Raw genomic sequence first — 26,422 nt, 5'->3', positions numbered from 1 at the left:
CACCTATCTCGCATTAATGTTAAGGGGAGTTGGATTTGTTAAGTATTTTTCTGGAACAGGGTAGTTTGAAAAGCTTATTGAGTAGTACTTTCTAAACCATTCTTTAATGTCTCCAATGACTTCATTTTGAAGTTCATTATTAACCTTAACATCGGCGTAGTATGTTCTACCTTTTGGCGTTTCAATAATTCTTCCCTCTTTAGTTATTACTTCCCCATCTTTTATGGTGTATTTTGCAGTCTTAAAGGCTTTTTCAATTGCCATATAGTCATTTGAATTGTAATCTGGGCTTATGTCATATACCGTAATATCTGCATCAGCACCTGGGCTCAAATGTCCTTTTCTATAGCCAATACCTACTGCCTTTGCAGGAGTTGCCCGTGTAACTGTTGCAAGTTCATAAAGACTTAATTCTTTATCGATATTTGCAAGTGTGGTTCTTTCTGATGCCCCTTTATGGCATTCTTTCATCATGTCTTCTCTTGCTTTTCTTGACATTAACCACCTAATTAATACAGGGTATTTCATAAATGGCCCTGCATTAGGGTTATCGGTTGTCATAATTGCTTTTTTGGGGTCTGTTAAAAGCATGAGTTCTAGCCCCATTGCCCATTGAATACTGTGTACTTTGTTTTTATGATCATATAAAAACGGAGTTACTCCAGAACCACATTCAAGTTCAACGTCTTCATTTGCCCATTTACCGCCAGTCATTGTTGCAATGTCGTATAAACCCGGACCATCCCCCGTCATACATATCGCTTTTCCAAATGCAACGCTACCACTATCCATTACAATGTGGTCTGACTTGTTTATGTGTTTTGCAATTACATCTGCTTTTGATTCAAAATCTTTCCATGATGTCCCACCAAATGAGTGGAATTGAATGTGTGTCATGTAGACACTTTGTTCTCTGTCATGAGAATATTTTGTTTTTACGCCCGTATCATAACCGGCTTTGTTTACAACCGGTTTAATTTTCTTTGTAACATCCATTGTGTCTAGAGTAATTTCCCAATTTCCTGGGTGACCCAAGTTATTTGCGTGAAGGTGAATTGACATTGGAAGTCCAAATCTTTCATTGATAATTGCAAGGTTTTCAATCATTTCTCTTGCACTTACATCAAAATGGAGTGCTCTATCATCAAGAGAGTGAACATTCTTACCCCATTTCCAGTTTTCAACACCTGCGGGGTTTACAAGTTTTATACCGTATGTCTTTGTGGTTTCAAGAGCCCATGCAATATATGCTGCAGCTTTATCGATATTTCCTTCTTTTAGATATTTCATTACAAACCAGTTACTCCCCAAAAGCAGGTAGCCTGCTTTATCTACGATAGGTAATGATTTAAATTCCTCGTGAGAGTGTCTCGCAGCCATTGGGGGAACTGCTGCTTCAAATAAGGTAGTATAACCCATTGAAGCGTAAGTATATCCTTGAGCATATGTTGAAGGCACTATGTCTCCAGAACCAGAGTGGGTATTATGAGTTTTTCCCATAGGGGATTTGTACTGGTTTTCTGGACACATTACTCGCCCAGTATTTACCTTACATCCTGCCACGTGAGTGTGTGAATCAACTCCTCCCGGCATTACAACTTTTCCAGTTACATCAAGTACTTTAGCGTCTCTTAATTCGCTTTCGGACATGCATTCAACAATTTTTCCATCTTTGATGAATATGTCCATTACTTCTCCATCAATACCATTTAGAGGGTCGTAAACAGTCCCTCCTTTTACAACCATTTTGGTCATCATACCACCAGTAGTTTAATTTGGCAAAATCAATTTTTGAATTATTTAGTACATGCTAAACATTTTGTTTCGCCATTTTTCTGTAGGAATGGTTCTTTGCATATTTCACAAAGTTCAACCTTCTTTTTTGGTTTTGAAGGGGCTATAACTTCTACGAATTCGTAAGAGTAAACCTCAAAACCTGCTTTTAAAAGCTCAGTTACTGCTGCTTTATGGGTTATTTTTTCAGTATTCATGTACCATGCATGGAGTATAGGGTATTTCTTAGTCTTTTCAGGATCTAAAATTATACGAACTCCGTTAATAGTATCTCCAGAAGGGGCCCATGCATTAACTTTTGCAGCCATTTTACCGTTATCATCTATTCGAAGGCCTTTATTCCCAATAGAAGCATTACCTAAAATTTGAAAAGCGTCGGGTAGGCAGTTGTAAGTTTCACTTACAACGTAAATTCTATCGTTTTCATTAAAATTCAGTATTTCTTTTGAAAGGTTATACATCTGAATTCCAACAAGTGCTCCAGCAGTTGGAAAACCGTGAAATTTAGTTATTCTCTTGAACTGACTAAGCAAGTGGGGGTCACTTACTAAATTCAGTATTTCATCTGCTTCATGCATTTATTCACCCAGATATGCCTAAAAATTCCTTTTGAGAATTTTTTTAGATAATAGATTATCTATTATTAAACATATCTTATTACCTACTTATAGATTTGTAATTATATATATTTACATTAGATTCAAGCCGAAATGAATATATATTACCAAATATATTTTTAAATATATAAATTTATAAATATATAAAATATAGAAAATAAAAAATTGGGTTGGTAGTTAAAAATTAGTAGATTTTAAAAAATATTAAAAAAATAAGTCAATTTAGGCGGTATTCAAAAAATACGATGCCTATAAGATTTAAAAGCATTATAATGCCGATAACAATCTGAATTTTTGGTGTTAATACAATAGTGATTGGAAAAATCTTACTTATAACTCCATAAAACACGTTTAAAAGTGAAGAAATTATAAATAATATTAAAAAAATTTTAAATAAAAATTCTGCACTACTACTTTTAAAATATCTTTTTAAACTCATTTTAAAATTCATTTTATCTTCCAGAAATTTATTAGTTTATAAACTATATTAAACTTAGATATATTTATAAATAGTATCGACTATGGAAAACATTATATATTTAAAGTATATTTAAGTTAAATTAAATTATTTAACAATACTTAAAATTTTAAAGTAACGATATTATAAAAAATATGAATGGTGAGAAATTATATGAATGACGAAGAAATTAAAGTAAGAATTTTAAGGTATATGCACGAAAATCAGAAAAAAAATGTATTTACATTTAAGCTTGGAGATGTTTTTAAAGAATTTAAAAATATTCCTAAGCGAAATATTGTTAAAAATATTCAGTACTTAGTTGATAAAGAGTTAATATGCAAAAACGGAGAATTTAAAGAAGTATGTTATAAAGGGATTTGTGATTACGATACTTCATTAGAACTTCAAATTATTGAAAAAGGAATTAACATTTTTCAGGATAAAAAAGAAAGTTTACTTGAAAAAATCGTTAAAAAATTTAAAAAAGTAAATTTAATAACTACTAAAAATCAGTGAAACCGGATTTTAGTCTTTATTTTTTATTTTAAAAAATTTTCCAATTTTAAAAGTTTATATTTTTCAGTCGTTACCATAAAATTTATTTTAAATTCTCTTTTTTTTAAATTTAAAAATCTTCAATTTTAATTGTAGTTTCATAAATATAACTAGAAAATAATATATATAACTACACATATTCAATTTTAATTGCAATTATATAAATTAAACTTTATAGGTGGTAGGAATTTAAACTATTTAATTTTTTAAAAATTCAAATTTTAAACCTTTTAAAATAATTTTTAAGCCTAATTGGAGGATATTATGCAGTTAAAAAAGATTTTACCCATATTATTTGGATTAATACTATTAATATCAATTACTACAGTTTTTGCTGACGACCCTGTAGGAAATAATAGCATAAATAATTCCAATCAGTTTTTGTTTATCCTTGGGATTAATTCAAATGCTGAAGAATTACATAATGTATCTAAAAATCTAAATATTTCGTCAAAAATTAATATAACAATAGTTCAAAAAGAAAATTTAGCTAATGACATTAATTTTTCAAAATATGGCGTTATCATTATAGAATCAATAAATGAGACAACCCTTGAAGTTTGGACGTCAGATATAAACAATGCAAAAATAAACGGTTCAAAAGTGATTGGGTATAATTTGAAGAATAATAAAAATTTGCCAAATGTTGACTTATATTCTAGTGAATATGAAGATATTGAGCGATACTGGGTTCAAGGTGGCGAAATAAATATTGAAAACATGGTAAAATTCATTGGAAACAAATTTTCAGGTATAGGTTATGAATTAATCCCTGAACCAGAGATTATTCAACCAAAAATTAATATAGCATATATTATGTATCACGATTCTAGCATTCATTACCTTAAAGAAGTAACTAAAAAACGAAATATAATTACAGATATGTTCAACGTAACAGTAATGAATGGAGAAGAAGCTACAAATGTAGAAAGTTTATCCAATCAGGACGTAATTATAATGTATATGATTGGACACAATACCTTTCAAGGATTTGAAGGTAAATTAGTAGATGCAAAAAACAACAGTGTAAAAATCGGGCTTTTTGGAATGGGCTTTGGAGAACACGTTACAACATTTGATATGGAAAAATCCCCTCATGACATTACAAAAGACTATCTTTATAATGGCGGTTTTTCAAACATGGAAAACTGGATTAGGTGTGTTGGTGCAACTATCAAAGATACCTATATAGAATATGCACCCCCTAAAAGTCCTGACGTACCTGCTAACGGAATATATCACCCAAAAGCATTTCCAAGGATATTTTCAAATTCTTCAGAATATTTAGAGTGGTATGAAGAAAACGGTTATAATAAATCTGCCCCGACTATCGGGATAGTTACAGGCAACCTTCCTAAAGAAAAAATAGACTTAAAAACGGAAGATTCAATCATAGAATATCTTGAATCAAATGGTATTAACGTTATTTTTGCATCCCAGCATGCATTTAGTAGTGATGTTGATTACTTTGTAAAAAATGATGAAGTACTTGTTGATACAATAATATCCCTTAAAGGATTTTATTTAAATTTTGGAAATCAGGAAAAAGGTGTAGAATACCTTCAAAAATATAATGTACCTATTTTAAAAGCAGTACAAGATTATTATCAAACCCCTGACGAATATTATAACTCAAGGGGCTTAGATATCCAGTCTATTGCATGGCAGATTACTCAACCTGAAATTGATGGATTAACTGACTTTATATGGATTGCAGGACGAGTAAAAGATCCAGATACTGGAAGAATGTACTACGAACCTGCTGAAGAACAGGTAGAATGGCTTTGTAACCGTGCAATATCTTGGGCCAATCTAAAGTACATAGATAATAAAGACAAAAAAGTTGCTTTGATTTATTATAATCATGGTGGCGGAAAAGATAATATTGGAGCTAGTTATTTAGACGTTCCTAAAAGTATACCATTATTACTTGAAAATATGAAAAATTCAGGTTATATGTTAGATGAACCAATTCCAACTGGAAAACAAATAATTGACATGTTTATTGAAAGTAGGAACGTAGGTCCATGGGCCCCTGGCGAACTTGAAAGTGTTGTTAATTCTAAAAACGCAATATTAGTTCCTGTTGAAGAATATCTAAATTGGTATGATACACTACCCCAACAGGTAAAAGCAGACATTGAATCAATGTGGGGCGATGCTCCTGGAAATATAATGGTATATGAAAATTCATTTGTTATTCCAGTAGTGCAATCCGGAAATTTAATAATGCTACCCCAACCAATGAGGGGTCATGCATCTGATGAATCAATATTATATCACGACAAACACCTTCCGCCAACACACCAGTATCTTGCAACATACTTTTGGATAAATAATATTTTTGATGCAGATGCAATAATACACTTTGGAACACATGGAACACAAGAATGGTTACCCGGTAAGGAATTAGGATTATGGAAATATGATTACCCATCAATCATGGTTTCAGATACTCCCGTTATATATCCTTACATTATGGATAACGTAGGTGAAGGTACCCAAGCTAAAAGAAGAGGGAATGCAGTCATTATTGACCATTTAATTCCTGCAATTTCAAATGCGGGATTGTATGGAGACCTTGCAGAAATCCACGATAGGGTTCACCTTTATGAAAATGCAGTGGCCCAAAATAATACTGAGATGGCCGCACTATATCGAGAAACAATTACTGAATACTATAAATCACTTGATTTTGAAACTGACTTAAATATTCCAATCGGTACAATAGAATCAATGACAGATTTAGAGTTTGAGACATTTATTGGTACAGTACTGCATGACCACCTGCATAATATTGGTAATTCCCTAATGCCGATGGGTTTACACGTATTTGGAACTGCACCTGAAGGAGAAAGGTTAGTTTCATTAGTAAAATCAATGCTTGGAAATGAATTCATAGACAATATCGAACCTCACATAGATGCCAGCTATACTGATCTTGAAGATAGGGAAATGAAAGCCGGTGAAATAGCAACTGAACTCTTAAATGAAATATTATTAAATGGAACAGATGTATCGTCGGTACAATTGAAAATATTAGGTATTGAAGATGTAAACATTGAATCCAATCTTGAAACTGCTCTTAAATATTCAAATAGTCTTAAAGAAACGAATAAAGAAATAATAAATACTTTAAGGGCATTAAATGCCGAATATATTACGCCTGGCCCCGGAAATGATCCAATTCGTAATCCAAGTGCAATACCGACAGGTAAAAACTTTTACAGTTTTGATCAGCGTCTAATTCCAAATGAGGAAACTGAGGCAATGGGTACTATTTTAGCCCGTCAAATGTTGGATCGATACTATGAAACACATGGTGAATATCCTAAAAATGTCGCATTTGTTCTTTGGTCTGTTGAAACAATGAGGCATCAAGGTTTAATGGAAGCACAAATCCATGCACTATTGGGTGTTAAACCAGTTCGAAGTAGTGGTAGGGTAACGGGATTTAAAGTAATTCCTTTAGATGAAATGAATGGATATCCAAGGGTAGATGTAACTGTTACCCCTTCTGGCCTTTACCGGGATACTTATCCTTACCAGCTCGAATTAATTGATGACGCTATACGAATGGTTGCTCAACTAAATGAAACAAATGAAACAAATTATGTAAAATGGAATTCATTAAAAATAGAACAAGCGCTTCTTGAAATGGGGTACAATGAAACTTTAGCCTTTGAACTTTCAAGAGCTAGAATATTTAGTGAAGCGCCCGGTTCATACGGCACTGGATTATCTGAAGCAATTTCTGCAAGTAATACCTGGGATAATGAAGATAAACTTGCTGAACTATATTTATCAAGAATGTCTCACGTATATGGGAAAGGAACGTGGGGGGAAGGATATAAAGACGTGTTCAGGTTAAATATATTAAACATGGATGCAGCAGTGCATAGTAGAAGTTCCAATCTTTATGGACTGATGGATAATGACGATGTATTTCAATATTTAGGGGCATTGCAGCTTACTAAACGGTCACTTACTGGAGAAAATATTGACCTATATATTGCAAACCTTGCAAATCCAAATGATATGAAAGTAAATACCCTACAAGAGGCATTAAGAACTGAATTACGTTCAAGATACCTTAACCCAAAATGGATTGAAGGAATGATGGAACACGACTATGCAGGTGCACGTGAATTCATGAAATTCACAGAATATATGTGGGGCTGGAATGTAGTTACCCCTGATTTAATATCCGACAACGACTGGAATGAACTCCATAAAATTTATGTTGAGGATAAATATGGTATAGGGGTAAACGAATTCATGAAAGATGCTAATCCTTACGCATATCAATCAATGACATCAAGAATGCTTGAAACAGCTCGTAAAGACTACTGGGACGCATCTGACGAAACACTACAAAACTTAGCAAATGAATACATTAAGTCAGTAGTTGAATACGGAGTTACATGCTGTCATCACACTTGTGCAAATGTTGAACTTAATAAATGGGCACTTGCTAATTCAAACTTAGATAAAACTACATTAAATGAATTCATGGAAAAATATGAAACTGCAACAAATACTAATATAAAACCAGATTTAGAAAGTAATCCTAAAACTTCTAAAAGTAGTAGTTCAAGTCAAAAATTATACAGTAATGAAGAAATTGAAGAAGTTAAAGAAGTAAAGGTAAACGAAACAGTAAAGGTAAACACTACAAAAACGGATTCTAGTAGTTTGGTAGGTTCAGATAATAATAATAAAAATACATTAAATCAAGATTCCAATACATTAGACTCATCTAAAAAAGCATATGAAGTTACAGTAAATGAACCTGTTTCTTCTTCATCATCAAGTACTACAATAATTGCAATTATTGCAGCATTAGGAATGACAGGACTTATTGGATTTGGATACTTTAAAAATAATCCTGAAATTTTAAAGTTCTTAAAAAGAAAGTAATTATTTCTTTTTTAATATTTTCATCTTGAGGTAATTAAAATGATAGAAGACTTATGTAAAACAAGCACGTAACATAAAGATTTTATTTAATACTATTCATTTTATCCGTATTTAACAAAATTTTGGCTGTCGTATTTTACCTATTTTTCATACGTGATTTAACGTATTTTTTAACATCTTGGTCACATTTTAGTCATATAGTTATTATCCATACTTGATTGAATTATTACGGAGTTGAAAAAAGTTTACCATAACTTTATAAATTTTACAAAACAGATTTTACTTAAACCTAAAAAATCAGGCGAAACTATGCGAGACAGATTTTCATTTTCTTATGATCCGTTCTTGGACCTACTTTACTTAAGATTTTTTTCGACTTCAATTTATGAACAAACTTTGGATTTTTCGAATGTTCTTATTGATATTTCAAAGAATCAGGATTTACGAGGAATAGAGATTCCTGATGCTTCAAAAGTCTTTGATGTTGAAAAATCAGATTTAAAAGAGATTAAGTCTTTGAATGTTCTTTTTAAAATAACTGAAGAAAATATTGAGGTATATATTACTTTAAACGTGTTAAAAAACGATAAAATACGTCTTTTGTCGCTTAAATTATCTAAAATAAATGACTACAGTCTTTTTGAAAAAACTGTTGAATTTTCAGCACATTATAGATTTTCCGAGTAGTTTGTACCAAAAAAACATTTAAATCCAAAAATCAAACTAATGTTATAAAAAAACTTTTTTCCCTAGCTTCAATGATCTGCAAGTTTTATATACTCTGATGATATACTCTATATCATAATGATATAAGGTATATCACGGTGATACATATGGTTCAGGTTCAGGTCGATTTAAGCGACGATTCAAACAGGATTATTGAAATATTTAAGGCCCAACATTCAATTCCTAAAAAATCTATCGCAATAGATATGTTTATTTCTCAATTTGCAAGCTACGGTAAAGAAGCTTTAGAATATAACCCTGCATTTGTAAAAGAAACAATAGAACACAGTAAAAGTACTGAATTTATCGATATAACGGATAAAAAATCCAGAAGAAAACATTTGGGATTAGAATGAGTGATATGAAATTAGCAATTCGTGATAAACGGGTCCAGAAAAAACTTCAAAAAATTTTTAAAAAAGATAAAGTTCATGGAGATGCTATTGATTCCGCGCTTGATAAAATCCTTGAATATCCTAATCGTGGTATTCCAATGACTGGTGAACTCGCCGGTTTTAGGCATATGCATGTTCATGATTCTTTTGTTATTCTCTATTTTGTTGATGAAGTTAATAATGTAATATACATCGACAACTACGGTCACCATGATGAAATGTATTCATGGAATGACAAGATGAAAAAATCAAAAAAATAACTCTTTTTACTTTTTTTCCCACATTTTCAAAAAACCCAATTCGAAAATTTAATATCTTAGTCGCTTTAAATTAAATTTAATTATATTTATCGAGGGGAGTTTATGGGCGGGTTTGGCAAAAAACTTAATGATTCATTTTGGGATTTAATTTTAAAAAATTATTCATTCTTAGGTTTTTCTTACTTGCTCATAGTGTCAATTTTAACGATAAAATTAATGATGTATGCACTAACTCCAGAAAGTACATTAGGTGATTATTATGAGTTAATTGCGATAATTACACAAATACAGGCAGGATTTTTGGGAATATTGATTCCTTTTATACTCATACTTCTTCAAACGATTCTTTCAAAATACGGGATGGATTCCATACTTCTTTTTTTAAATGATAGCAGGTTTAAAAGTATATTGGCAGTTTACTTTTTTGCACTTTCAATGGATGTGCTGGCATTGTATTTAATGTCAAATCATGGCGAGATACTTGTTAACTTAGTTTTTATAAATTTTTGGGGTTATTTATTTCCATTTGGTACATTGTTAGTTCTCGTACCCATTTTTCTTTTTATATTCACTACTTTCCTTTTAATTAGTTTTATTTTGGTAGCCATTTCAAGTATAGACATATACTCATTTTCAAAGTATGTTGTTAACAAAATAAACGTTAGAAAAATAGAAAAAGATGTGTTAAAATATAATAACGATTTTATGTATCAAACTTCATTTTTTCCGATAAATGTACTATTCAGTATGTGTGACCACCTCGTTTTAAAAAAAGATTTCAATTTAACTTCTGTTTCACCAAAATTAGAATATAAATATTCTGAAATTGAAAATTTATTTTATAAATTATACATTGCTAAGAAAATAGATTTTAAAACCTATTTATCATTTTTTAAGTATTATTTAAACAAATATTATAATTTAAGTTATGTAGGATTCGATATTGGGGATTCAAAATGGGCTATGCGGTTAATATCTAAAAAAATATCCAAAATGTTTAAAAAAATTCAAGATAGAAACTTTGTGTTATCAGATAATGAATTGGATGAGTTTATAGATCTATTTCACAAATTCACGTTAGAAATAGATTTAGATGGTAGGGATGAAAAACAAAGCCTTAATAAAAACGGACTATTGTTCATAGTATTGAGTTATTACGAATATATAATAAATTATTCACTAAAAAATCCAAATCAATTAAAGAGAATAATTAGCCAAATGGCAAATACATTATACGTTCTTTTTGATAATTTAATGATCCCAAATAACGATCATATTTACTTTATAAATCCATATATGTCTAGAATAAACTACTTGACGTTAAATTTAAAAGAAACTGTTGAAAAACGTGATTTAAATTTAATAATAAATACTCATAAGCTTTATTTGTTTAAATTAGTATATCACCATTCTAATGGCAAAAATAAATCATATGCTTGGAAAAACATTTATGAAGCCACAAAGTTTTATTTATCTTTATTAATATTTGATTTATCCGATAATAGTTCTGTGGTGGCATATTTATTAAAATTATATAATTTAGACGATAATGCAGTTCATTCAGTACTGAATGATATTTTAAAATCTAAAAAAATAGAATTTACCTATGACAGCGTATTTTTCAGCAATTCAGAAAGTTCAGAAAAATCTGATCCGGTAAAACATTTTGATTTATCTGAACTTGAAATTTCAAAAATAGCAAATCTCGAAGTAATTTTAAAAAAGTTAAAAGAAAATCAATCGAAAGAATAATATTCCTTAAAGCCACGTAAAATCCATACCCCCACCAAAAACAACTAATTTTTACTCCCCAACCAAACACTTAAATATATTAATTACAATCTCTTTTTAAACTCACAAACACAATCTCGTTTAAAAATAAAAACATAAACTGGCGCTATTACTTTTTTGAACTGAAATTAAAACTGTTATTCAAGCTATTACTGCCAACGTTTTCTATATTGATTTTTAAAGATTCTTTTGAATTTCCTGAAGATTTTTTACCCTCCAATTTCTTTTCGAGGTCGTAAACTTCAAGAACGTCCTTTCCATAATCAGTTAAACTATAGTATGCTTTTGGAAGAGCAACTTCTTCTTCTTCCGTTCTTTTTTTAACTATGTCATTTTCAATAAGTTCCGTCATTAATTTGTTTAAAGTTCCTTGATTTATCTCTAAAGTCTTAAATATCTCGCTAAAATAAAGTTCCCCGTGATTTGCCAAGAGTTCTAAGACTTCTCTAACGTTCTTTTTCGTTAAGAGTTTTAATAACATCATCTTGCCTTTTTTTGCTTTTAAATAAAAGTGTAATGATTGGGTATTTTAATAGTATTGTCTTTTTTTTCAACATTGTGCAAAAAAGCATAAACTATAAATAGCTATATAATTATACACTATTGTGAAATAAGTCACAATAGTGATTTACTTCATAAAAGAAATTAATTTTAAAATTCAAAATTTAACTTAAAATTTAAAGGTGATTGCTATTCAAATAACCAAAAAAGGTTGGAGAAAGGAAAGGGAAGTTTTACCGTCCTTCGTATGCTACGCGGTAGCTCATGGGAACGCTGCAACAATGTACCCGTCACTTCCAAAGGACTACATTGGAAAAACCTTAATCGTAACGGTCGTTGAACCGGACAGCGAACTTGCTGAAGAATTAGGACTTGAAAAAAATTAATTTTTTAAAGTTTTACGGGTGAAAAATTGATTTTAAAAAACTTACAGCCTTACACGGTGATTCAAGTAGAATCTACAACATTAGGGGAAATTTTAGAACAGGAAATAGATGGAAAGGAAGTTTTAGAGTTTTTAAAAGAAAACGGCTTTGAATCGTTTTTGGAAACCAAACACTACATTGACAGGAGAACACTTGCGATATGTGAAAACAGTGGGGAAGCTGCAAGGCTTGCAGACTGGGCAAACAAAACGATTTATGCAGACGATCCGAATTTTTACGCAAGAATAAGACCTGAAAGATATGAAATTATTGAACTTTCGACAGACCTCGTTAATAATGCAAGGCTGACCTGTGAAAGTTGCGGATCAGATTTAATCAATTCAGAACATCGTGAAAACTATGTTTGTGAAAAATGTGGGAAAGAGCATTCTTTGACGAAAAAAGCTGCAAACCAGAAGTATAAACTTTGTTTGGGCAGTACCGGAGAAGAAGTAAAGAGGGATATTTTTTAAGGTTTTACGGGGGAAAAACATGAAATTTCAATATTTAATCTACAAAGGGGAAATTCCAGAAAGCTACGGCGTTAAACAAAGTAAAAGAGAAATTGAAAACCTTTCAAGATTTTTAAAAGATGAAGGCTACGAGTTAAGGCTTGTAAGACGTGACGAATACCAAATTGCAAAGCGAAAGATCGATTCTAAAACTGTTAAAAGAAGACAGAAATTTTACAAAACAATTAGACACGACTATTTAACCACTTAAACGAGGGATTGGTGTGAATGAAGGTGATTTTTTAGAAGCGGAAAATGGAGTGTTCTACTTGATTCTTCGAAAGTTTAGAAACGGGGATTTTGTAGCACTTGCAAACAACTGTTCGGGACCTGAAAGGTTTTCGAGTTACGATGTTAAAACTTACAAAATTATCGATAAAATGGAAAATAAGACGTTAAATCTTCTTAGAAAAGTAATGGGTGTGAAAGCGTGATTGACATTTTAAAAGTCGAAAATTACGAAACTGGAAATGCAGACATTAAAGGAATAATCTTTCGTGAATTTAACGTAAAAGGAAAAGACTTTGATAAGTTCAAAGTGGAATTAGAAGAAATTTTTAAAAAATACGAACAGAAATGAGGGGAAAATATGGATGTAATTCAACCTACACCCTGCAGTTACTGCCCTGGAAAAATAACTGCTGAAGAAAAAAAGATGTTGATTACAGCATTAACTGAAAAGATTGAAAGGATTTTTAAAGAGATTAAATCTTGTGAATGGTCGGGAGATGCCCCCGAAGCTTCAGCAATGTTGGAAGTTAAAGAAGAATACGAAAACTTATTAAAACGAATTGAAGGGTGGTAAAATGGAAGCTAGAGATTTTTTTGCAGGACTTATTTTTATAAATCAGATAGATAAACTGAGGTTTTCTGAAACTGGTTTAATAGAACTCGATAGTTTAGGCGACATTCCGGAAAACTGCTATGCTGTTGCTGACAAATTCATAGAATCTCGAAAAGTGAAAGAATGAACATCTGGGAAAAAATCGAAATCTGTCAAGGTTCAGCTACCCATAGAATGAACGTTCCAGGAGGTTGGGTTATAAAGACATGCTATTGGTCTGAGGACTTAAAAAGCATATCAACAGCATTAGTTTTTGTTCCTGACGCAATCCACAAGTGGAAACTTCCAGAGGGGGAATAATTATGATAAAATGTCCCGTGTGCGGAACATGGATCGAACATGAAGGAACTAAACTGGAAAAGTGGCCATTAGGGGCACGTTATGAAGTATTCTGTAATTTTTGTAAACTTAAAATAACAATTTTCGAAGATGAGGACGGCGGAAAGCGCCTATCCTACTAAAAACACTACAAAATTAGCTAACGGGGAATTATCATGCAAAATATTAAAAATCTTATCTTATTAAATCCGAAAAAAGAAGAAATCAAAGAAACGCCCAAATTAAAAAAATGGATTGATAAATACGTTTCAGAACGAGAATTTGACGGAATAAAAGAAAGTACTATCGAAGGGGACCTCAACCGTTTAAAAGTATTCTTAAATTTTGGATACGAACGGCTCGAAAAAGAACCGAATGATATGGAAAACTCGGACTTTGTCAGATTCTTCAATTACCTTGAAAACGAAAGGAAACTTTCAAGAAATACCCAAAAAAGATACTACGACGTTTTAAAAGTGTTTTACAAACTAATGAGACTCGAAAACCTAAACGACTTTAAAAATGAAAGTGAAGATAGGAAAAGATTTTCGAGTTTTGAAATAAAGCATTACGATTCATTAGGCGCAGACATTTTAAACTTGATTTTAATGGAAGTTCTAGAATCAAGAAGCACTACAAAAGTTAGAGATGCAATGATAATCCGGTTTTTATGGGATACGGGTGCAAGAGTTTCTGAAGCCTTGAATCTAAAATATGGGGACAGTGATTTAGAAAAAGGGGAATTCAGATTAAGAGACACCAAAGGAAAAGAAGAAAGAATCGTTACCTGCTCAAAAGACACGTTAGATTTTGTAAATTACTGTTTAAAAGCAAATATTAAGAAAAACCCTGGAGACAACTTATTCCAAACCTATAGGGGCGAACCATTAAAAAGAAACCGTCCGAGCGATGTTTTTCGAAATGCGGTCAAAGAATTAAAGAAAAAGGGAAAACTTCAGGATAACAAAAGAGTAGTAATCCACAGTTTAAGACATGGTCGAGCAGTAGATCTCCTGGACAAAGGTATGCCAATTGATATTGTAAAAGAGTACCTCGGTCACAAGTCCATTGAAACTACGCTATACTACTCCCACTCTAAGGAAAGACAGCAAAAAATGCTAAATCAAATTAAAAAGATTTTATAGGGTGGGAAAATGAGGAGCATAAGCCAGGTGCAAAAAGATGTACTTATCAAAGAAGCCCAAAAGGAACTAGCAGAAAAAAGTGCAAAACGTATAGAATTAATAGAAAAAGTTTGGGACTTATCTGAAAAATACGCAGCTGAAAAGAAAGTCGTTGATAATATATTTATCTTTGATTTGGACGAATTTTCAGAAAAATACGAGCTTAAAAAAGAACATATTTTAGAAGTTTTCCCAAAAGGTAGTGATCTTACATCAATCTATCATCGTGTTTACAAAACTTTGAAAATACCTGGAGTGAAAGTTGAATTCAAAGGACTCGAAGGAACTGTAGAAATAAGCGAAAGAAGCCTCTTTAAAGAAATCTGTGAAGAATCAAGGAATTTAGAATTTAATGAAATAAAAAATCTTTACGCAATAGAATATTTAATTCGAGATGAAGGAGACAGAATTAAAGATTCTAAAGCAATTGCAGCATATACAAAACCAAAAATTGAAAACGTTACATACTTTAACGGAAGAACATTCGAAACCCAGAAGAAATTAATTATTAAGGATAATGAAATCGATTTAAACGACGAAATAAGTTATTTTGATAATTTTATTACTGCAGTAAAACCTTCAGGGAATTTCAACTATATCAAATTTTTAAATGAATACGGAAGGATTTACGACTACATTATAAAGCGTTATGATGACACAAAGAAAGTTATCAAACGAACCGTAGCTTATGGATACTACGGAAAAGATAAGATTATATTAAACGGTTGGGAATTACAAAAAGAAAGTTTGAGAGCAAGAGATTTTAAAAAAATGCTTTCAATGAAATACAAACGAGATGAAATTAAAGATACTTTAGAGCTTCTTAAAGAATACTTTGGAGCTGAAGACTTTACAAAAATAATTTTTGAATATTCGTTGTCATCACTCTTTAGGTATGATCTCTTAAACAAAGAAACTGGAAAGACAAAAAGACTTGACAAATTTCCATATCTTTTAATTATTGGAAAACAGGGAATTGGAAAAACTGCGAGAATGAACATTGTATTTAATAAATTACTCCTAAATACAACAGATACCTATTCAAATGACGATTTAAAGGGAAGTATTGCAAAACTTGCAAAAGAGCAGTATGTAAACTTGCCAATGTGGTTTGATGAATTAAAAGAATTTCCAGAAAGACTTGTTGATATTTTAAAACAGATTGGTACAAAAGACGAAGCAATAATTACAAGGGGAAATAAGGAAACCGAAAAAGAAGACTATAACTTCCTTTTAAGAAGGCCATTTATTATATCAACAAACCAGTTTAGAGAGTTTGATCCTGCACTCGTTGACAGGTTTATTGTTTTAAGTGCTTATGATTATGATTTAGTTAATAATGAACAGATTGGAAACAAATTATTAGATAAAATGCCACTTTTAGGGGCGTATATCTACAAAAATATTGAAAAAATCAAAGAACATGTTGATACATTGGAATTTGATTCTTCAAGGGAAAATGCAAACGATAACGTCATAATGATTGGACGAGAGATTGCAAAATTTATCTTTAAAGAGTTTGAACTTGAATATGAACCATCAAAAACGATAGTTTATGGAAACAGCAATATCTACACTTCAAAAGACTCAGTTAAGAAATCAGTCATTAAAGAAGTTTTAAAATTATCTGAATGGGTTGAATCAGGTATCAAATACAACATTTTAGACTACATTGCAGAGCCAGAAGGAGCCAATTATTTTGTTGGAGTAAAGCAGCTTGAAAAATACGGAATTTACATTAAAAAAGATAAAATTGAGAATTATCACATTGTTTTAACTGCAAAAGGATTGAATTTTATTGAACTTGGCGATACGGGAATAAAAACGCTTTCTGAATTTAACGCGCATGGTTTTGAAGTTAAAGCAACAAGGGTTCTTGGAACAAAGAAACCACAAAAAGCAGTTTGGATTCCAATAACTGAAGAATTTACTGAACATCCCGATGACCAGATCATAAGTGAAATCATTGTTGATACGATGAAGGAATTCCAGGAAGAAAAAGATCATGTTCATGAAGCAGAAATTACATTAAAATTAGAACTCGCACATGGAATACCTAAAGAAAAATCTCTCGAATTACTTGAAAACATGGTTGGAAAGATTGTTGTAAAACCAAAAGAGTACCTGTATAAACTAATTGAAAGACCAATCCAGGAAAAATTAGAATAACTTTTTTAACACTTTTCAAATCCTGGTATTTTGTAACCAATTTTTAGTAACTTTTAATCCCGATTTTTTCGGATCCATTATTTTTTTCTAAAAACTATTTTTGTTTAAGAAAAATTAAGTTTTTCATGGTTACAAAGTTACATTGCTAAAACTCCTTAGATTATTAAACAAACCCTATAAACCATGTTACTTTGTAACTTCTAATGAAAAGTTACAAAGTTACATTTCTATTTTTAGAAATTAAAAATATTTTTCTAATCTTTTTGTACTGTTTTTCCGGATTTGTATTATTTAGTATTATTTTGAAGCGAAAAATTTGTAACTTTGTAACCTGATGTAACGGTTACATTTTTAAGACCACACAACGATTTAAATTGATTTTAAATTAATATTTTTCCTTGTTTTTTTGGTGTAACTTTGTAACCAAAAAAATCAGTAAGCGTGAGTAAAAGAAAAAAATTTGTAAAAAAATTATGAAAAATACGCATTTAATATTGGTATTTTATTTAGCTGTGTTTATATTAGCGGTATTCATAAAGTCAGTTATCAAATTTGACTGTCGTATTTTGCCTATTTTTTATACGTGATTTAACGTATTTTAAACATTCTGGTTACATCTTGGTTACAAATATTATTACTATGTTTTGATTGTATTATTACGGGCCTACCAAAATATTCCTTTGGAATAAAAAGTCTGAAAACCTCACGAGTTTTAAAAACCAGTATTTACAAACGTGAATATTTTAAAAAAATACTTTAATTTTTTCAAAAACTAATACTGTATTTCAAAAATACATAGGACTAAAATAAAGACAGTATTTAGTCCCGTCGTTAAACCGAAAAAATTTTGATAAAAGTTAAGTTTTCTAACTTAATTTATTACTCAAAAAAGAAAACGCGGAGACCGAGATTTGAACTCGGGTTACGCAGAGCGTAACGGGATTAGCAGACCGGAAATATGACCCCACATTAAAATTTAATAAAAATAAGCTTATTTTAAGCCATATTAACTTAAAATAACTTAGTTAAAAAAACCGATTTAAAAGTTTATGCCATTTACTAAAAATAACGAAGGAAATGCACGAGGACGAGTTAAATTTTAGTCATACCTTACAGGATTTGTGTTTTGAAAGGTTAAATTAATTAAAAAGTTAAAAATAGTTCAAAAAACATTTTTAAAATAAAAACAACTATTTTAATATACTAAAAAAATAATATGATAGATAAGTACTAATTATTCGTGAAAAAATGGAAATTGAAGAATTTTTAGAAATTTTAAAAACACTTTCTGAAAACAACTATGAACTAACTGATCACTTTGTTCAAAGGTTAAAAGAAAGAAATTTTAAATTCGATGAACTTTATAATATACTTAAAACTAAAAAGTGTAAAGGAATAATTAATCAAAATTTTGATACATTTAAATTATACTACGAGTACGATTTAAAAAAAGACATTATACTTGTTATTTCATACAGATTTAACAAATTCTACTTTATTTCGCCAATTCCCCAAGAAACTAAACGGAGGACAAAACATGAGTAAATTCGAAGGTAAGGATGTAACTTTAGACTATGATCCTCTAGCTGATGCAATGTATATTAAAAGAAAAAATATTGAAGCAGAATACGACCACACAATTGAAGTAGATAACATCTATTTAGACATGGGAATAACTAAAACAGGGGAAAAATTAATTACTGGCGTTGAAATAATTGATGCTTCGGAAACTTTTGGATTAAATAAATTTGATTTAAGTAATATTGTTGGAACTAGCGGACTTATAGAAGTTTATAAGGAAACTGTTCAGATAAACATAATTTTAGACGTTTTAAAAAGAAACAAACACTTTGAAAAATCAATAAACGCAAAAACACTTAATGAATACGGACTCTCAAATGAATCATTTAACATTCAAGCGACAAGTGCAGTTGCTTAAATCTTTTTTATTTTTTTAGATTTTTTATTTTAATTTTTAACATTTTTTTAGTTATTTCTTTATAGGGTGGTTAAAATTCGAAAAGGATTGTTGATAGGGGCGGGTTTTTCATATGATTTAGGAATACCCCTTGCTAATGACGTATCAAAAGATTTTTTCTTTTTTTATAACAATACTCGTTTAAAAGATCATATTAATTCATGGTCTAAACATGAGCCTTACGGCGAAGATAATCCAACTGATTCAAAAGCACTATTTGACATTGCAGAACTATTTAAAAAACATAAATGTAACAATTCATTAAATTACGAAGAATTTTTAAAAGACATTGAAGATATAATCCGTTCACATGACATTTCTAAAGAATACCGGCTTACTTGTGAATATACACGTGGAAAGATTTTAGACATTATTTCATATCTATTTTATGCTTACCATATACACTATTTTCCAATTTACCATCTAAACAAGCATTTTTACAAAGATTTTAGCAAGTTTATTGGTGAAGATCCATTATGGGTTATATCATTAAATCATGACCTCATAATTGAATTTTTGTGTATTGATAATAAGATCCCCCTTAGTTTTGGGTCTGTTTCAAAAGTAAAATTTCCAATTTCAAATTTAAACTTTGAAAATACACTCGAATTTGGATCAGTTGACCGTAAAGATTTAAGTTTAGAAAACATGAACTTTATAAAAAGTGGTAAAGGGGTAAATCTTATCAAATTACATGGTGCAATTAACGAATTTTCTTATGGAGATTTTGATAATATTGAAGAGGGTAAAACTATAATTCAGTTGGACATTAAAAATTCAGATACTGCCCTTGATTACCTTAAAATAGTATCCAAGAAAACTGAAATGAAATATTTTTTTAATGGATTGAAAATAAATACCCTTAATGAATTATCTGTAAGTGGTATGGACGGGGAAATCCAGTTTTTAAGAAATTCAATTAAAATGGGCGGTCATAAATTTAGTAAAACAGTAAATCCAAAACCGGGCGAAGAAAAATTAGCTTTGATCGACCAGATATTAGATAATTTAGACGAAATAATAGTTGTAGGATACAGCTTCTGCGATGAACATGTTAATATCCGATTGTATAATGCGATGGTTAGAAATGAAAATTTAAAAGTTTGGATAGTTGATCCTTCTGATTCAAAAATTAAACTCTTTGAACCTTTTGAATACGATTTAAGAGTAAGAAAAGTTAAAGCCAGTACTCCGGAATGGTTAAGATATATTACTGCCGGAAATTGGGATATTGAAAACAGGCAAAATTTAGACGAATTTAGAAAAATAAGGCCCATAATTTATGAAGAATTTAGAAATAAACATTTAAAATGATTTTTAAATTAAGACTGTTTTCAAAATAAAATTTTAAATCATATATCAATTCAAGATCTGGATAAAAAATATAAATTGTAGTCTCTTGAAACATACTGCTAAAAAGAATTTATTTAAAAGTTATGAATAGAAATTTCAAGATATTTTTTCCAGTTTACCTGCAAGCTTATCTTCAGAAATATATTCCTCGCCACCATATACATCCAAGGTATATCCATCCTCATTACGTAAAACCTTAAAACAGCCAAATTTCCAAGATTTTTCATCGGTAGGTATGCCGATAATATCCAATATTTCAAACATCTCTTTTTTTTGTGTACGATCTCCGATCTGTTTTAATATTTCACTGCTCTTTTTCCCTTTATTAATACTCCACCAGTACATTCCTGCACTATAGTCCCATTCAACACCTTTTGGAATATCTTTTTTATATTTCGATCCAAAACTATCCAATGAGATGGGCATATAATCAGTATAGTCTAAACTATCCTCCCCACCATGCAAATATAAAAAATCCCCATTAGGGATATAGTCATCCACCGCATATCTAATTCGTTCCAATAACAAATCTTTCGCATAAAATGCTTTTTTAATTGCATATTCTAGATCAGTATTCTTTTTTACTTTGAATAGAATAATTCCACCCCTGCGGTATTCGGCATATTTTTGTCAGTCTTTGAACTATTTACTCTACAATATATATTTTTAAGTAATGATTTCTTTTTGTTAGTCCGGTTATGTTGTAACTTAACCAATAATATTAAATGCACCAAAAATAAGTTTTATTAATATACAATGTTCATTTTATTAGCGGATAGTGTGGGGGAGGATAATTTGGAGAAAAAATATCTTAAGTACCTTGAAGAAATTAAAAAAACAGACCTAAATGATATTTGGACCCCAAAATCTTATTGGGAAATACATTACAAGGAATCTGTTAATAATGGCAGAAATAAGGATGCTGAGGAATTTAATTATTTAATGAATAAATTATATTATTATTTTTTTGATGATGAAACATTTTTTGAAAAAAGACTTAAAATTTTTGACGTCGTTCAAGATATAACGGGCCCCTGGAAAACTCTTGAAGATATTGAATTAAATTTGAAAAAAATACTCGATAACTCCGCTAAAATTTCTAAATGGTATATTTTATACTTTTTAGCAAAAAATGGAATTGGAACACTAGGAAACACTTCAAAATCACTAGACCTGTATCATAGGGACATGTTAAAAATTGCAAAAATTATTAAAAATGAAACGGCTGAATCAGTCGTAACACCAAAATGGAGCGATTACTCCCGGGACATGGCAAAAATGTTTTCGTACCGTGAGGAATTTAAAAATTTAGAAAACAAATATTTTGAAAAATTAAAAGATATAATCGACTCAAAAATAGAAAAAATGCCGAAAAAACCGGATCAGACCAAATACAAAAATTATTTAAAATTTATTAAAGATAATCGATTAAAATGGATGATAGAGGCACTAAAGCTGAAAAAGATATATTTTAAGGATAGTGCTGGAAAATGGGTTTTAAAAACCGCAATTTATAAGGAAGAAAGTATTCGAATTAATGAATTTATAGATATATTATACAGTCATGAAGATATTAAAAAATACAATATAAAAATGCCATCAGGAATTGAATTTTGTAGGGAATTGTACCCAAACTCGGAACCTTATCCATATTACCAATATACGTTTATCCAATTAAATAGTGGAGAAGAAGTTGAAAATTTATTATTAAATCTTGTAGCGTTGGGATATATTGATTAAAATACCATTTAACTACCCCAAAATAAACTATTTTAAAATATTTTTTATTGAAATTACTCTTTTTTAAATTTAGATAATAATTAATATATAAATCGCCACTATTTTAACTATTATTTTTATGGTGAGAATGTGCGGAATAGTCAAACTTTAAATTTTGAACCGGAAATTATCAGTTATTTAAAAGAATTTCATTTTGAAAACTTAACAAAAGAAAAAAACATAGTTACTATGGATTTAAACGATTTATTCCATAAATCTCCGTTAGGTAATGCCATTTTAGAATATATTATAAATTACCCTGATGAAGGGATTTGCCTACTTGAAAAATGTTACAATGAAGCATTTTGGGACTATAACTGTGAAAGAATAAATATAACGGCCAGTATAAAAAATATTCCTAAAGAATTACTATCCAAAATAGAGATTCACGAAATTAATACCTGCCATGTTGGAAAATTAATTGAAATTGACGGAAAAATTAAAAGTACAAAGAAAATTGTTTCTGGAATTACAAATTTAGCATTGACATGTACAACTTGTGGAAACTCGGCCATATTTAAAATTGAAAATCCTTTTGAAACCAGTTTGGAAAGAACTTGTCCAAAATGTAGTCAAAAAATGTTTCTTATGCAGAGTGAATCTAAATACGAAGATTTTCAAGAATTAACCTTAATATCAATTAATAAAGAGTTTTTATCAAAAAGTACTTCGAATATAGAACAAGAAATAATATTAAAAAATTCACCTGGGATATATAACGGAATTTTCCGAATCATTGGGATCCCGTATTTAAGACCGAATAAAAAAACTGGCGTATTTGATATCATAATCAAAGGAATATATGCAGAAAAAATTGAAGATGAAAAATAAAGACTTACATAAAGAGGGGGGGGAATTTTGGGAAATAACAATATTTTAATGGAGATAAACAATCCTGAAAAAAAAGACCTTCTTGAAAGAGAAGGATTTCATAAAAGTCTTGCAGAAATAATGAACTGGCAAGATAATGAAAAAAATGGATTTGTTGTTGGACTTTATGGATCATGGGGTTCAGGGAAATCCTTTTCGATTGATAAATCTTTGGAAATTCTAGAAAATGATTTTAAAGAAAAAATTAATGAATGCAAAAATTCTAAACAAAACCGAATTAAAAGATTTATAAAACTCAAAAGAATTGAAAAATGTAATATGCTTACTATAAAATTTAATCCGTGGTATTTTACGGAAACTGATGATTTAATATTAAATTTCTTTAAATGTCTTTCGGAATCATTGAAAACACGTCAATCCATATTAGAAAATATAAAAGATTGGATTGGAAAAATTTTTGGGGTTATGTGGGGATTGGTATCTAGTATTGATAAATATTTAGAAAAAATGAGTCCTGAATTCATTACACTGAATCCAATCCTTACAATTACGGTCACAATTGGAAAAATAATCACTAAATGTTTATCCGTAATATTGAAGGGATACAGACAACCTACCGACATCGTAACCGTAAAAAAGAAATTAGACAAAAAATTCGAAAACTTGCCATTCAGAATCTTGGTTATTATGGATGACATGGATAGACTGAATGACAGAGAAATCGGTCAAATACTCCATCTTGTAAAATGCCTTGCTGATTTTAAAAATATAACTTACGTCCTATCATTTGATGAAAAAATTGTATCTAATGCTTTAGAAAATCATCAAAATGGATATGGGATGCACTATCTTGAAAAAATTATACAATTTCCAATAAAAATGCCTGAACCCCATACATTAGATTTAGAAAACATTTTGGAAGAAGAAATAAAAAATATAATTGGAGAAAATCCTCGAGATATACCCCAATACTTTGAATTTTATCCCTTGTGCTTTAGCAACATGATCAAAAATATTCGAGATGTGAATAGATATATCTCTATTTTTAATTTTAATTGGAATCTTCTAAAAAATCAAGTTAATAAAATAGATTTAATTGTTTTAACTGCTTTGCAAGTTTTTACGCCCGAAATTTACGATTGGGTAAAACATAATAAAGAACTTTTTGTAGGTTATTCTGTATTTGATGGAACGTGCGTATTAGGTGGTTCGGGATACGATCATAAATATTACAAAAATAAAATCAACGAATACTTGAAAAATTACCGTTCGATCGATGCAGATGATGTTTATCAATTATTAACCGTTTTATTTCCTAATTCTGCAATTAAAGAATTTGCAATACTTGATACACGTGACGGAAACCCTGAAAACAGGATTTACGGGGAAAACTCATTCAACAATTATTTTATGTATTGTAAATCAGAACATGAATTTCAGACGTATGAATTAGAATTATATAAAAAACAAGGACTCACTGAAAAAGATTTTGAAGGTTTTTTGCACAAATTATCAAAAAGTGATCGTCTAGAACGGTATATCCTAAAATTACAAAATAACGGCAACTCACTATATCGAGTACCTCCGAAAAATAGAACAATAATTGCAAATGGGCTTATTTATTCATTAGAACATGTAAAACACTATTCAAAAAAGTATATTTCAGGACAAATCGTTAGGGGATTACATGACTTATTTTCACCAACTAGCGATGACCTCATAATGAATACTCATATTTTAATAAATTCTTTGAAAAAAAGTAATGATTCATATCTGGTTATTGACGAAATAATTAGAAGATCTAAAAATAAAAATGATCGGTTAACTGATGTTTATTCCCCTGACGAATTAATAAATTTAGATTTTGAATATCTTGAAAATAACAAATTGGTAGAAATTATCAATGAACTCTATACTTTTGATGAGGTTAAACATTTTGAGACGATTGAAGCCATTCTTTCGGGAATTAACAAAGAACAGATGCTTTTTATATTGGAAAATATTGACCATGACCTCATTTTGGACTGTATGAAAAATGTAAAGGATCTTTCGGGAGTCAATATTGGTGCAACGTTAACATTGTTAAAAAAAGACATGAAAAATGTATATGCTGAACTCAACCTTCGTGAAATTACTCCTCCAGAACATTTAACGATATTAACAGGCATAGATGATAAATCTGACCCATATATTAATCAAAATGCAAAATATTTGCATGATATTAACAAAAACATACTTGAAAAATATAGTTTACTTGTTGAACAGTATCTAGCGTCCATTGCCCCATTTAATACATATCAAAAATTCAAAGAAATCAAGTATGACAATATCAAACATGAAATATTAAATATACATCACGGTAATTTCCTCCAAATTTCAAAAATAATATCTGAGTTAAATGAGCCCGAATGTGGATTTTTAATTAGTGGACTCAGTGAATTACTAATAAAAGAAATAGCTTCACACCTGCCGTCTGGAGAAGGCCCGAAACTATATGAAAAAATAACTAGAATCCCGAAACTAAGAGCATTTACTCAACTTGACGAGATTTCTATTGAAAAAATTAATCTATTTATTGAAAATACATATTATTATAAAAATCCCGCTTTAAAGTGAGCACCGGCACTAACGCCAAACCCTAATTTATATCCTATCCGACCAACGACCACACGAAAACCTATGAATTTCATTGCTTAGGATGTTTTCGAGCGAAGCGCCCCGAAAGGGCGAAAACTCCATATGCAATGAAATTCGACTCCTTTTGGTGGTTTAGGATGTAAACCTGCCAAAACCAATTCATACTGCCCTAGGCACAAATGTTTATTTTCAAGCAGTAGCTCGGCAACAGTTCTTGCCGAGCGTACAACCTTTCGAAGATATTTTTCAAAATCTGCACGGCAGTGCTTATAGTAGTAACAGTAACTTCGTGAACAATTTTTTGTAACTGGCCTTATTTTTAACAAAATAACCCCGAATTACTCGTTTTAATTTTACTGATTTTTAACTGTTT

General features: G+C 30.2%; 27 protein-coding genes. 23 read left to right on the top strand and 4 right to left on the bottom strand.

Going from position 1 to position 26,422, the window contains the following annotated elements; genetic code table 11:
• Positions 1-3: 3 nt before the first annotated feature.
• Together MEVAN_RS08545 and MEVAN_RS08540 are read right to left on the bottom strand one after the other, a co-directional pair.
• Positions 4-1,755 carry a formylmethanofuran dehydrogenase subunit A gene (locus MEVAN_RS08545; RefSeq protein WP_012066467.1) on the bottom strand — a complete coding sequence of 584 codons (1,752 nt, stop codon included), beginning with the start codon at positions 1,753-1,755 and terminating at the stop codon, positions 4-6.
• 41 nt (positions 1,756-1,796) lie between these two features.
• Positions 1,797-2,372: an FmdE family protein gene (locus MEVAN_RS08540; protein ID WP_012066466.1), complete on the bottom strand. Its 576-nt coding sequence runs from the start codon at positions 2,370-2,372 to the stop codon at positions 1,797-1,799.
• Between the two features lie 670 nt (positions 2,373-3,042).
• Here MEVAN_RS08540 and MEVAN_RS08530 point away from each other — a divergent pair.
• The 6 genes from MEVAN_RS08530 (at position 3,043) to MEVAN_RS08505 (ending at position 11,479) form a co-directional block, all read left to right on the top strand.
• Positions 3,043-3,387, top strand: coding sequence for a hypothetical protein (locus MEVAN_RS08530; RefSeq protein WP_012066464.1), 345 nt, complete (start codon positions 3,043-3,045; stop codon positions 3,385-3,387).
• Between the two features lie 303 nt (positions 3,388-3,690).
• On the top strand, positions 3,691-8,346 hold the full coding sequence (locus tag MEVAN_RS08525) for a cobaltochelatase subunit CobN (protein ID WP_012066463.1): 4,656 nt from the start codon (positions 3,691-3,693) through the stop codon (positions 8,344-8,346).
• A gap of 309 nt (positions 8,347-8,655) precedes the next feature.
• The gene (locus tag MEVAN_RS08520) at positions 8,656-9,033 is read left to right on the top strand and encodes a DUF2283 domain-containing protein (protein WP_048059196.1); all 378 of its coding nucleotides are present in this window, start codon (positions 8,656-8,658) and stop codon (positions 9,031-9,033) included.
• A 146-nt stretch (positions 9,034-9,179) separates the two neighbouring features.
• Positions 9,180-9,428: a DUF2683 family protein gene (locus tag MEVAN_RS08515; protein WP_012066461.1), complete on the top strand. Its 249-nt coding sequence runs from the start codon at positions 9,180-9,182 to the stop codon at positions 9,426-9,428.
• Positions 9,425-9,727: a type II toxin-antitoxin system RelE/ParE family toxin gene (locus MEVAN_RS08510; RefSeq protein ID WP_012066460.1), complete on the top strand. Its 303-nt coding sequence runs from the start codon at positions 9,425-9,427 to the stop codon at positions 9,725-9,727. Before MEVAN_RS08515 ends, MEVAN_RS08510 begins: the two co-directional genes overlap by 4 nt.
• Positions 9,728-9,829: 102 nt before the next feature.
• On the top strand, positions 9,830-11,479 hold the full coding sequence (locus MEVAN_RS08505) for a hypothetical protein (protein ID WP_012066459.1): 1,650 nt from the start codon (positions 9,830-9,832) through the stop codon (positions 11,477-11,479).
• Positions 11,480-11,627: 148 nt separating this feature from the next.
• Here MEVAN_RS08505 and MEVAN_RS08500 read toward each other — a convergent pair whose 3' ends face one another.
• Positions 11,628-11,999 carry a winged helix-turn-helix transcriptional regulator gene (locus tag MEVAN_RS08500; RefSeq protein WP_048059195.1) on the bottom strand — a complete coding sequence of 124 codons (372 nt, stop codon included), beginning with the start codon at positions 11,997-11,999 and terminating at the stop codon, positions 11,628-11,630.
• Positions 12,000-12,201: 202 nt separating this feature from the next.
• Between MEVAN_RS08500 and MEVAN_RS08495 the strand changes: the two genes are divergently transcribed.
• From MEVAN_RS08495 to MEVAN_RS08450, 14 genes are all read left to right on the top strand, one after another.
• A complete protein-coding gene (locus MEVAN_RS08495) occupies positions 12,202-12,405 on the top strand; it encodes a DUF2080 family transposase-associated protein (protein ID WP_012066457.1) in 204 nt (67 codons plus the stop codon).
• Positions 12,406-12,431: 26 nt separating this feature from the next.
• The gene (locus MEVAN_RS08490) at positions 12,432-12,917 is read left to right on the top strand and encodes a hypothetical protein (RefSeq protein WP_012066456.1); all 486 of its coding nucleotides are present in this window, start codon (positions 12,432-12,434) and stop codon (positions 12,915-12,917) included.
• 19 nt (positions 12,918-12,936) lie between these two features.
• Positions 12,937-13,167: a hypothetical protein gene (locus tag MEVAN_RS08485; protein ID WP_012066455.1), complete on the top strand. Its 231-nt coding sequence runs from the start codon at positions 12,937-12,939 to the stop codon at positions 13,165-13,167.
• 13 nt (positions 13,168-13,180) lie between these two features.
• Positions 13,181-13,390 (top strand): hypothetical protein, encoded by a 210-nt coding sequence (locus MEVAN_RS08480; protein WP_048059194.1) that lies wholly within the window; start codon positions 13,181-13,183, stop codon positions 13,388-13,390.
• A complete protein-coding gene (locus MEVAN_RS09010) occupies positions 13,387-13,536 on the top strand; it encodes a hypothetical protein (RefSeq protein ID WP_012066454.1) in 150 nt (49 codons plus the stop codon). Before MEVAN_RS08480 ends, MEVAN_RS09010 begins: the two co-directional genes overlap by 4 nt.
• 9 nt (positions 13,537-13,545) lie before the next feature.
• Complete coding sequence (locus MEVAN_RS08475) at positions 13,546-13,761, top strand: hypothetical protein (protein ID WP_012066453.1); 216 nt, start codon at positions 13,546-13,548, stop codon at positions 13,759-13,761.
• 1 nt (position 13,762) lies between these two features.
• Positions 13,763-13,927, top strand: coding sequence for a hypothetical protein (locus MEVAN_RS08965; RefSeq protein ID WP_156769214.1), 165 nt, complete (start codon positions 13,763-13,765; stop codon positions 13,925-13,927).
• Positions 13,924-14,100 carry a hypothetical protein gene (locus MEVAN_RS08960; protein WP_156769213.1) on the top strand — a complete coding sequence of 59 codons (177 nt, stop codon included), beginning with the start codon at positions 13,924-13,926 and terminating at the stop codon, positions 14,098-14,100. The genes MEVAN_RS08965 and MEVAN_RS08960 overlap by 4 nt, the downstream gene beginning before the upstream one ends.
• 2 nt (positions 14,101-14,102) lie before the next feature.
• Entirely contained in the window at positions 14,103-14,261 is a 159-nt protein-coding gene (locus MEVAN_RS08955) for a hypothetical protein (protein ID WP_156769212.1), read from the top strand.
• 33 nt (positions 14,262-14,294) lie between these two features.
• Positions 14,295-15,263, top strand: a complete 969-nt coding sequence (locus MEVAN_RS08470; protein WP_012066452.1) for a tyrosine-type recombinase/integrase — start codon at positions 14,295-14,297, stop codon at positions 15,261-15,263.
• 9 nt (positions 15,264-15,272) lie between these two features.
• Entirely contained in the window at positions 15,273-17,471 is a 2,199-nt protein-coding gene (locus MEVAN_RS08465) for a hypothetical protein (RefSeq protein ID WP_012066451.1), read from the top strand.
• 1,248 nt (positions 17,472-18,719) lie between these two features.
• Positions 18,720-19,016, top strand: a complete 297-nt coding sequence (locus MEVAN_RS08460) for a hypothetical protein (protein WP_012066450.1) — start codon at positions 18,720-18,722, stop codon at positions 19,014-19,016.
• Entirely contained in the window at positions 19,009-19,410 is a 402-nt protein-coding gene (locus MEVAN_RS08455; RefSeq protein ID WP_011971916.1) for a DUF2283 domain-containing protein, read from the top strand. The genes MEVAN_RS08460 and MEVAN_RS08455 overlap by 8 nt, the downstream gene beginning before the upstream one ends.
• 87 nt (positions 19,411-19,497) lie before the next feature.
• The gene (locus tag MEVAN_RS08450) at positions 19,498-20,763 is read left to right on the top strand and encodes a hypothetical protein (RefSeq protein ID WP_156769211.1); all 1,266 of its coding nucleotides are present in this window, start codon (positions 19,498-19,500) and stop codon (positions 20,761-20,763) included.
• Positions 20,764-20,898: 135 nt separating this feature from the next.
• Here the strand turns inward: MEVAN_RS08450 and MEVAN_RS08445 are convergent, their stop codons facing one another.
• Entirely contained in the window at positions 20,899-21,267 is a 369-nt protein-coding gene (locus MEVAN_RS08445) for a hypothetical protein (protein WP_012066448.1), read from the bottom strand.
• Between the two features lie 330 nt (positions 21,268-21,597).
• Here MEVAN_RS08445 and MEVAN_RS08440 point away from each other — a divergent pair, with 330 nt between their 5' ends.
• From MEVAN_RS08440 to MEVAN_RS08430, 3 genes are all read left to right on the top strand, one after another.
• Positions 21,598-22,542, top strand: coding sequence for a hypothetical protein (locus MEVAN_RS08440; RefSeq protein WP_048059192.1), 945 nt, complete (start codon positions 21,598-21,600; stop codon positions 22,540-22,542).
• A 129-nt stretch (positions 22,543-22,671) separates the two neighbouring features.
• Positions 22,672-23,412, top strand: a complete 741-nt coding sequence (locus MEVAN_RS08435) for a minichromosome maintenance protein MCM (RefSeq protein ID WP_012066446.1) — start codon at positions 22,672-22,674, stop codon at positions 23,410-23,412.
• 27 nt (positions 23,413-23,439) lie between these two features.
• Entirely contained in the window at positions 23,440-26,028 is a 2,589-nt protein-coding gene (locus tag MEVAN_RS08430; RefSeq protein WP_012066445.1) for a KAP family P-loop NTPase fold protein, read from the top strand.
• Positions 26,029-26,422: the final 394 nt, after the last annotated feature.

Origin of the sequence: Methanococcus vannielii SB (assembly GCF_000017165.1) — an archaeon.
Taxonomy (GTDB): Archaea; AGJL01; Methanococci; order Methanococcales; family Methanococcaceae; genus Methanococcus; species Methanococcus vannielii.
This window is presented reverse-complemented; position numbering and strand designations above follow the sequence as displayed.

Coding starts and splice junctions, on each gene's coding strand:
- MEVAN_RS08545 (WP_012066467.1), bottom strand. CDS start 1,755: ATGACCAAAATGGTTGTAAAAGGAGGGACTGTTTACGACCCTCTAAAT.
- MEVAN_RS08540 (WP_012066466.1), bottom strand. CDS start 2,372: ATGCATGAAGCAGATGAAATACTGAATTTAGTAAGTGACCCCCACTTG.
- MEVAN_RS08530 (WP_012066464.1), top strand. CDS start 3,043: ATGAATGACGAAGAAATTAAAGTAAGAATTTTAAGGTATATGCACGAA.
- MEVAN_RS08525 (WP_012066463.1), top strand. CDS start 3,691: ATGCAGTTAAAAAAGATTTTACCCATATTATTTGGATTAATACTATTA.
- MEVAN_RS08520 (WP_048059196.1), top strand. CDS start 8,656: ATGCGAGACAGATTTTCATTTTCTTATGATCCGTTCTTGGACCTACTT.
- MEVAN_RS08515 (WP_012066461.1), top strand. CDS start 9,180: ATGGTTCAGGTTCAGGTCGATTTAAGCGACGATTCAAACAGGATTATT.
- MEVAN_RS08510 (WP_012066460.1), top strand. CDS start 9,425: ATGAGTGATATGAAATTAGCAATTCGTGATAAACGGGTCCAGAAAAAA.
- MEVAN_RS08505 (WP_012066459.1), top strand. CDS start 9,830: ATGGGCGGGTTTGGCAAAAAACTTAATGATTCATTTTGGGATTTAATT.
- MEVAN_RS08500 (WP_048059195.1), bottom strand. CDS start 11,999: ATGTTATTAAAACTCTTAACGAAAAAGAACGTTAGAGAAGTCTTAGAA.
- MEVAN_RS08485 (WP_012066455.1), top strand. CDS start 12,937: ATGAAATTTCAATATTTAATCTACAAAGGGGAAATTCCAGAAAGCTAC.
- MEVAN_RS08475 (WP_012066453.1), top strand. CDS start 13,546: ATGGATGTAATTCAACCTACACCCTGCAGTTACTGCCCTGGAAAAATA.
- MEVAN_RS08965 (WP_156769214.1), top strand. CDS start 13,763: ATGGAAGCTAGAGATTTTTTTGCAGGACTTATTTTTATAAATCAGATA.
- MEVAN_RS08960 (WP_156769213.1), top strand. CDS start 13,924: ATGAACATCTGGGAAAAAATCGAAATCTGTCAAGGTTCAGCTACCCAT.
- MEVAN_RS08955 (WP_156769212.1), top strand. CDS start 14,103: ATGATAAAATGTCCCGTGTGCGGAACATGGATCGAACATGAAGGAACT.
- MEVAN_RS08470 (WP_012066452.1), top strand. CDS start 14,295: ATGCAAAATATTAAAAATCTTATCTTATTAAATCCGAAAAAAGAAGAA.
- MEVAN_RS08465 (WP_012066451.1), top strand. CDS start 15,273: ATGAGGAGCATAAGCCAGGTGCAAAAAGATGTACTTATCAAAGAAGCC.
- MEVAN_RS08460 (WP_012066450.1), top strand. CDS start 18,720: ATGGAAATTGAAGAATTTTTAGAAATTTTAAAAACACTTTCTGAAAAC.
- MEVAN_RS08455 (WP_011971916.1), top strand. CDS start 19,009: ATGAGTAAATTCGAAGGTAAGGATGTAACTTTAGACTATGATCCTCTA.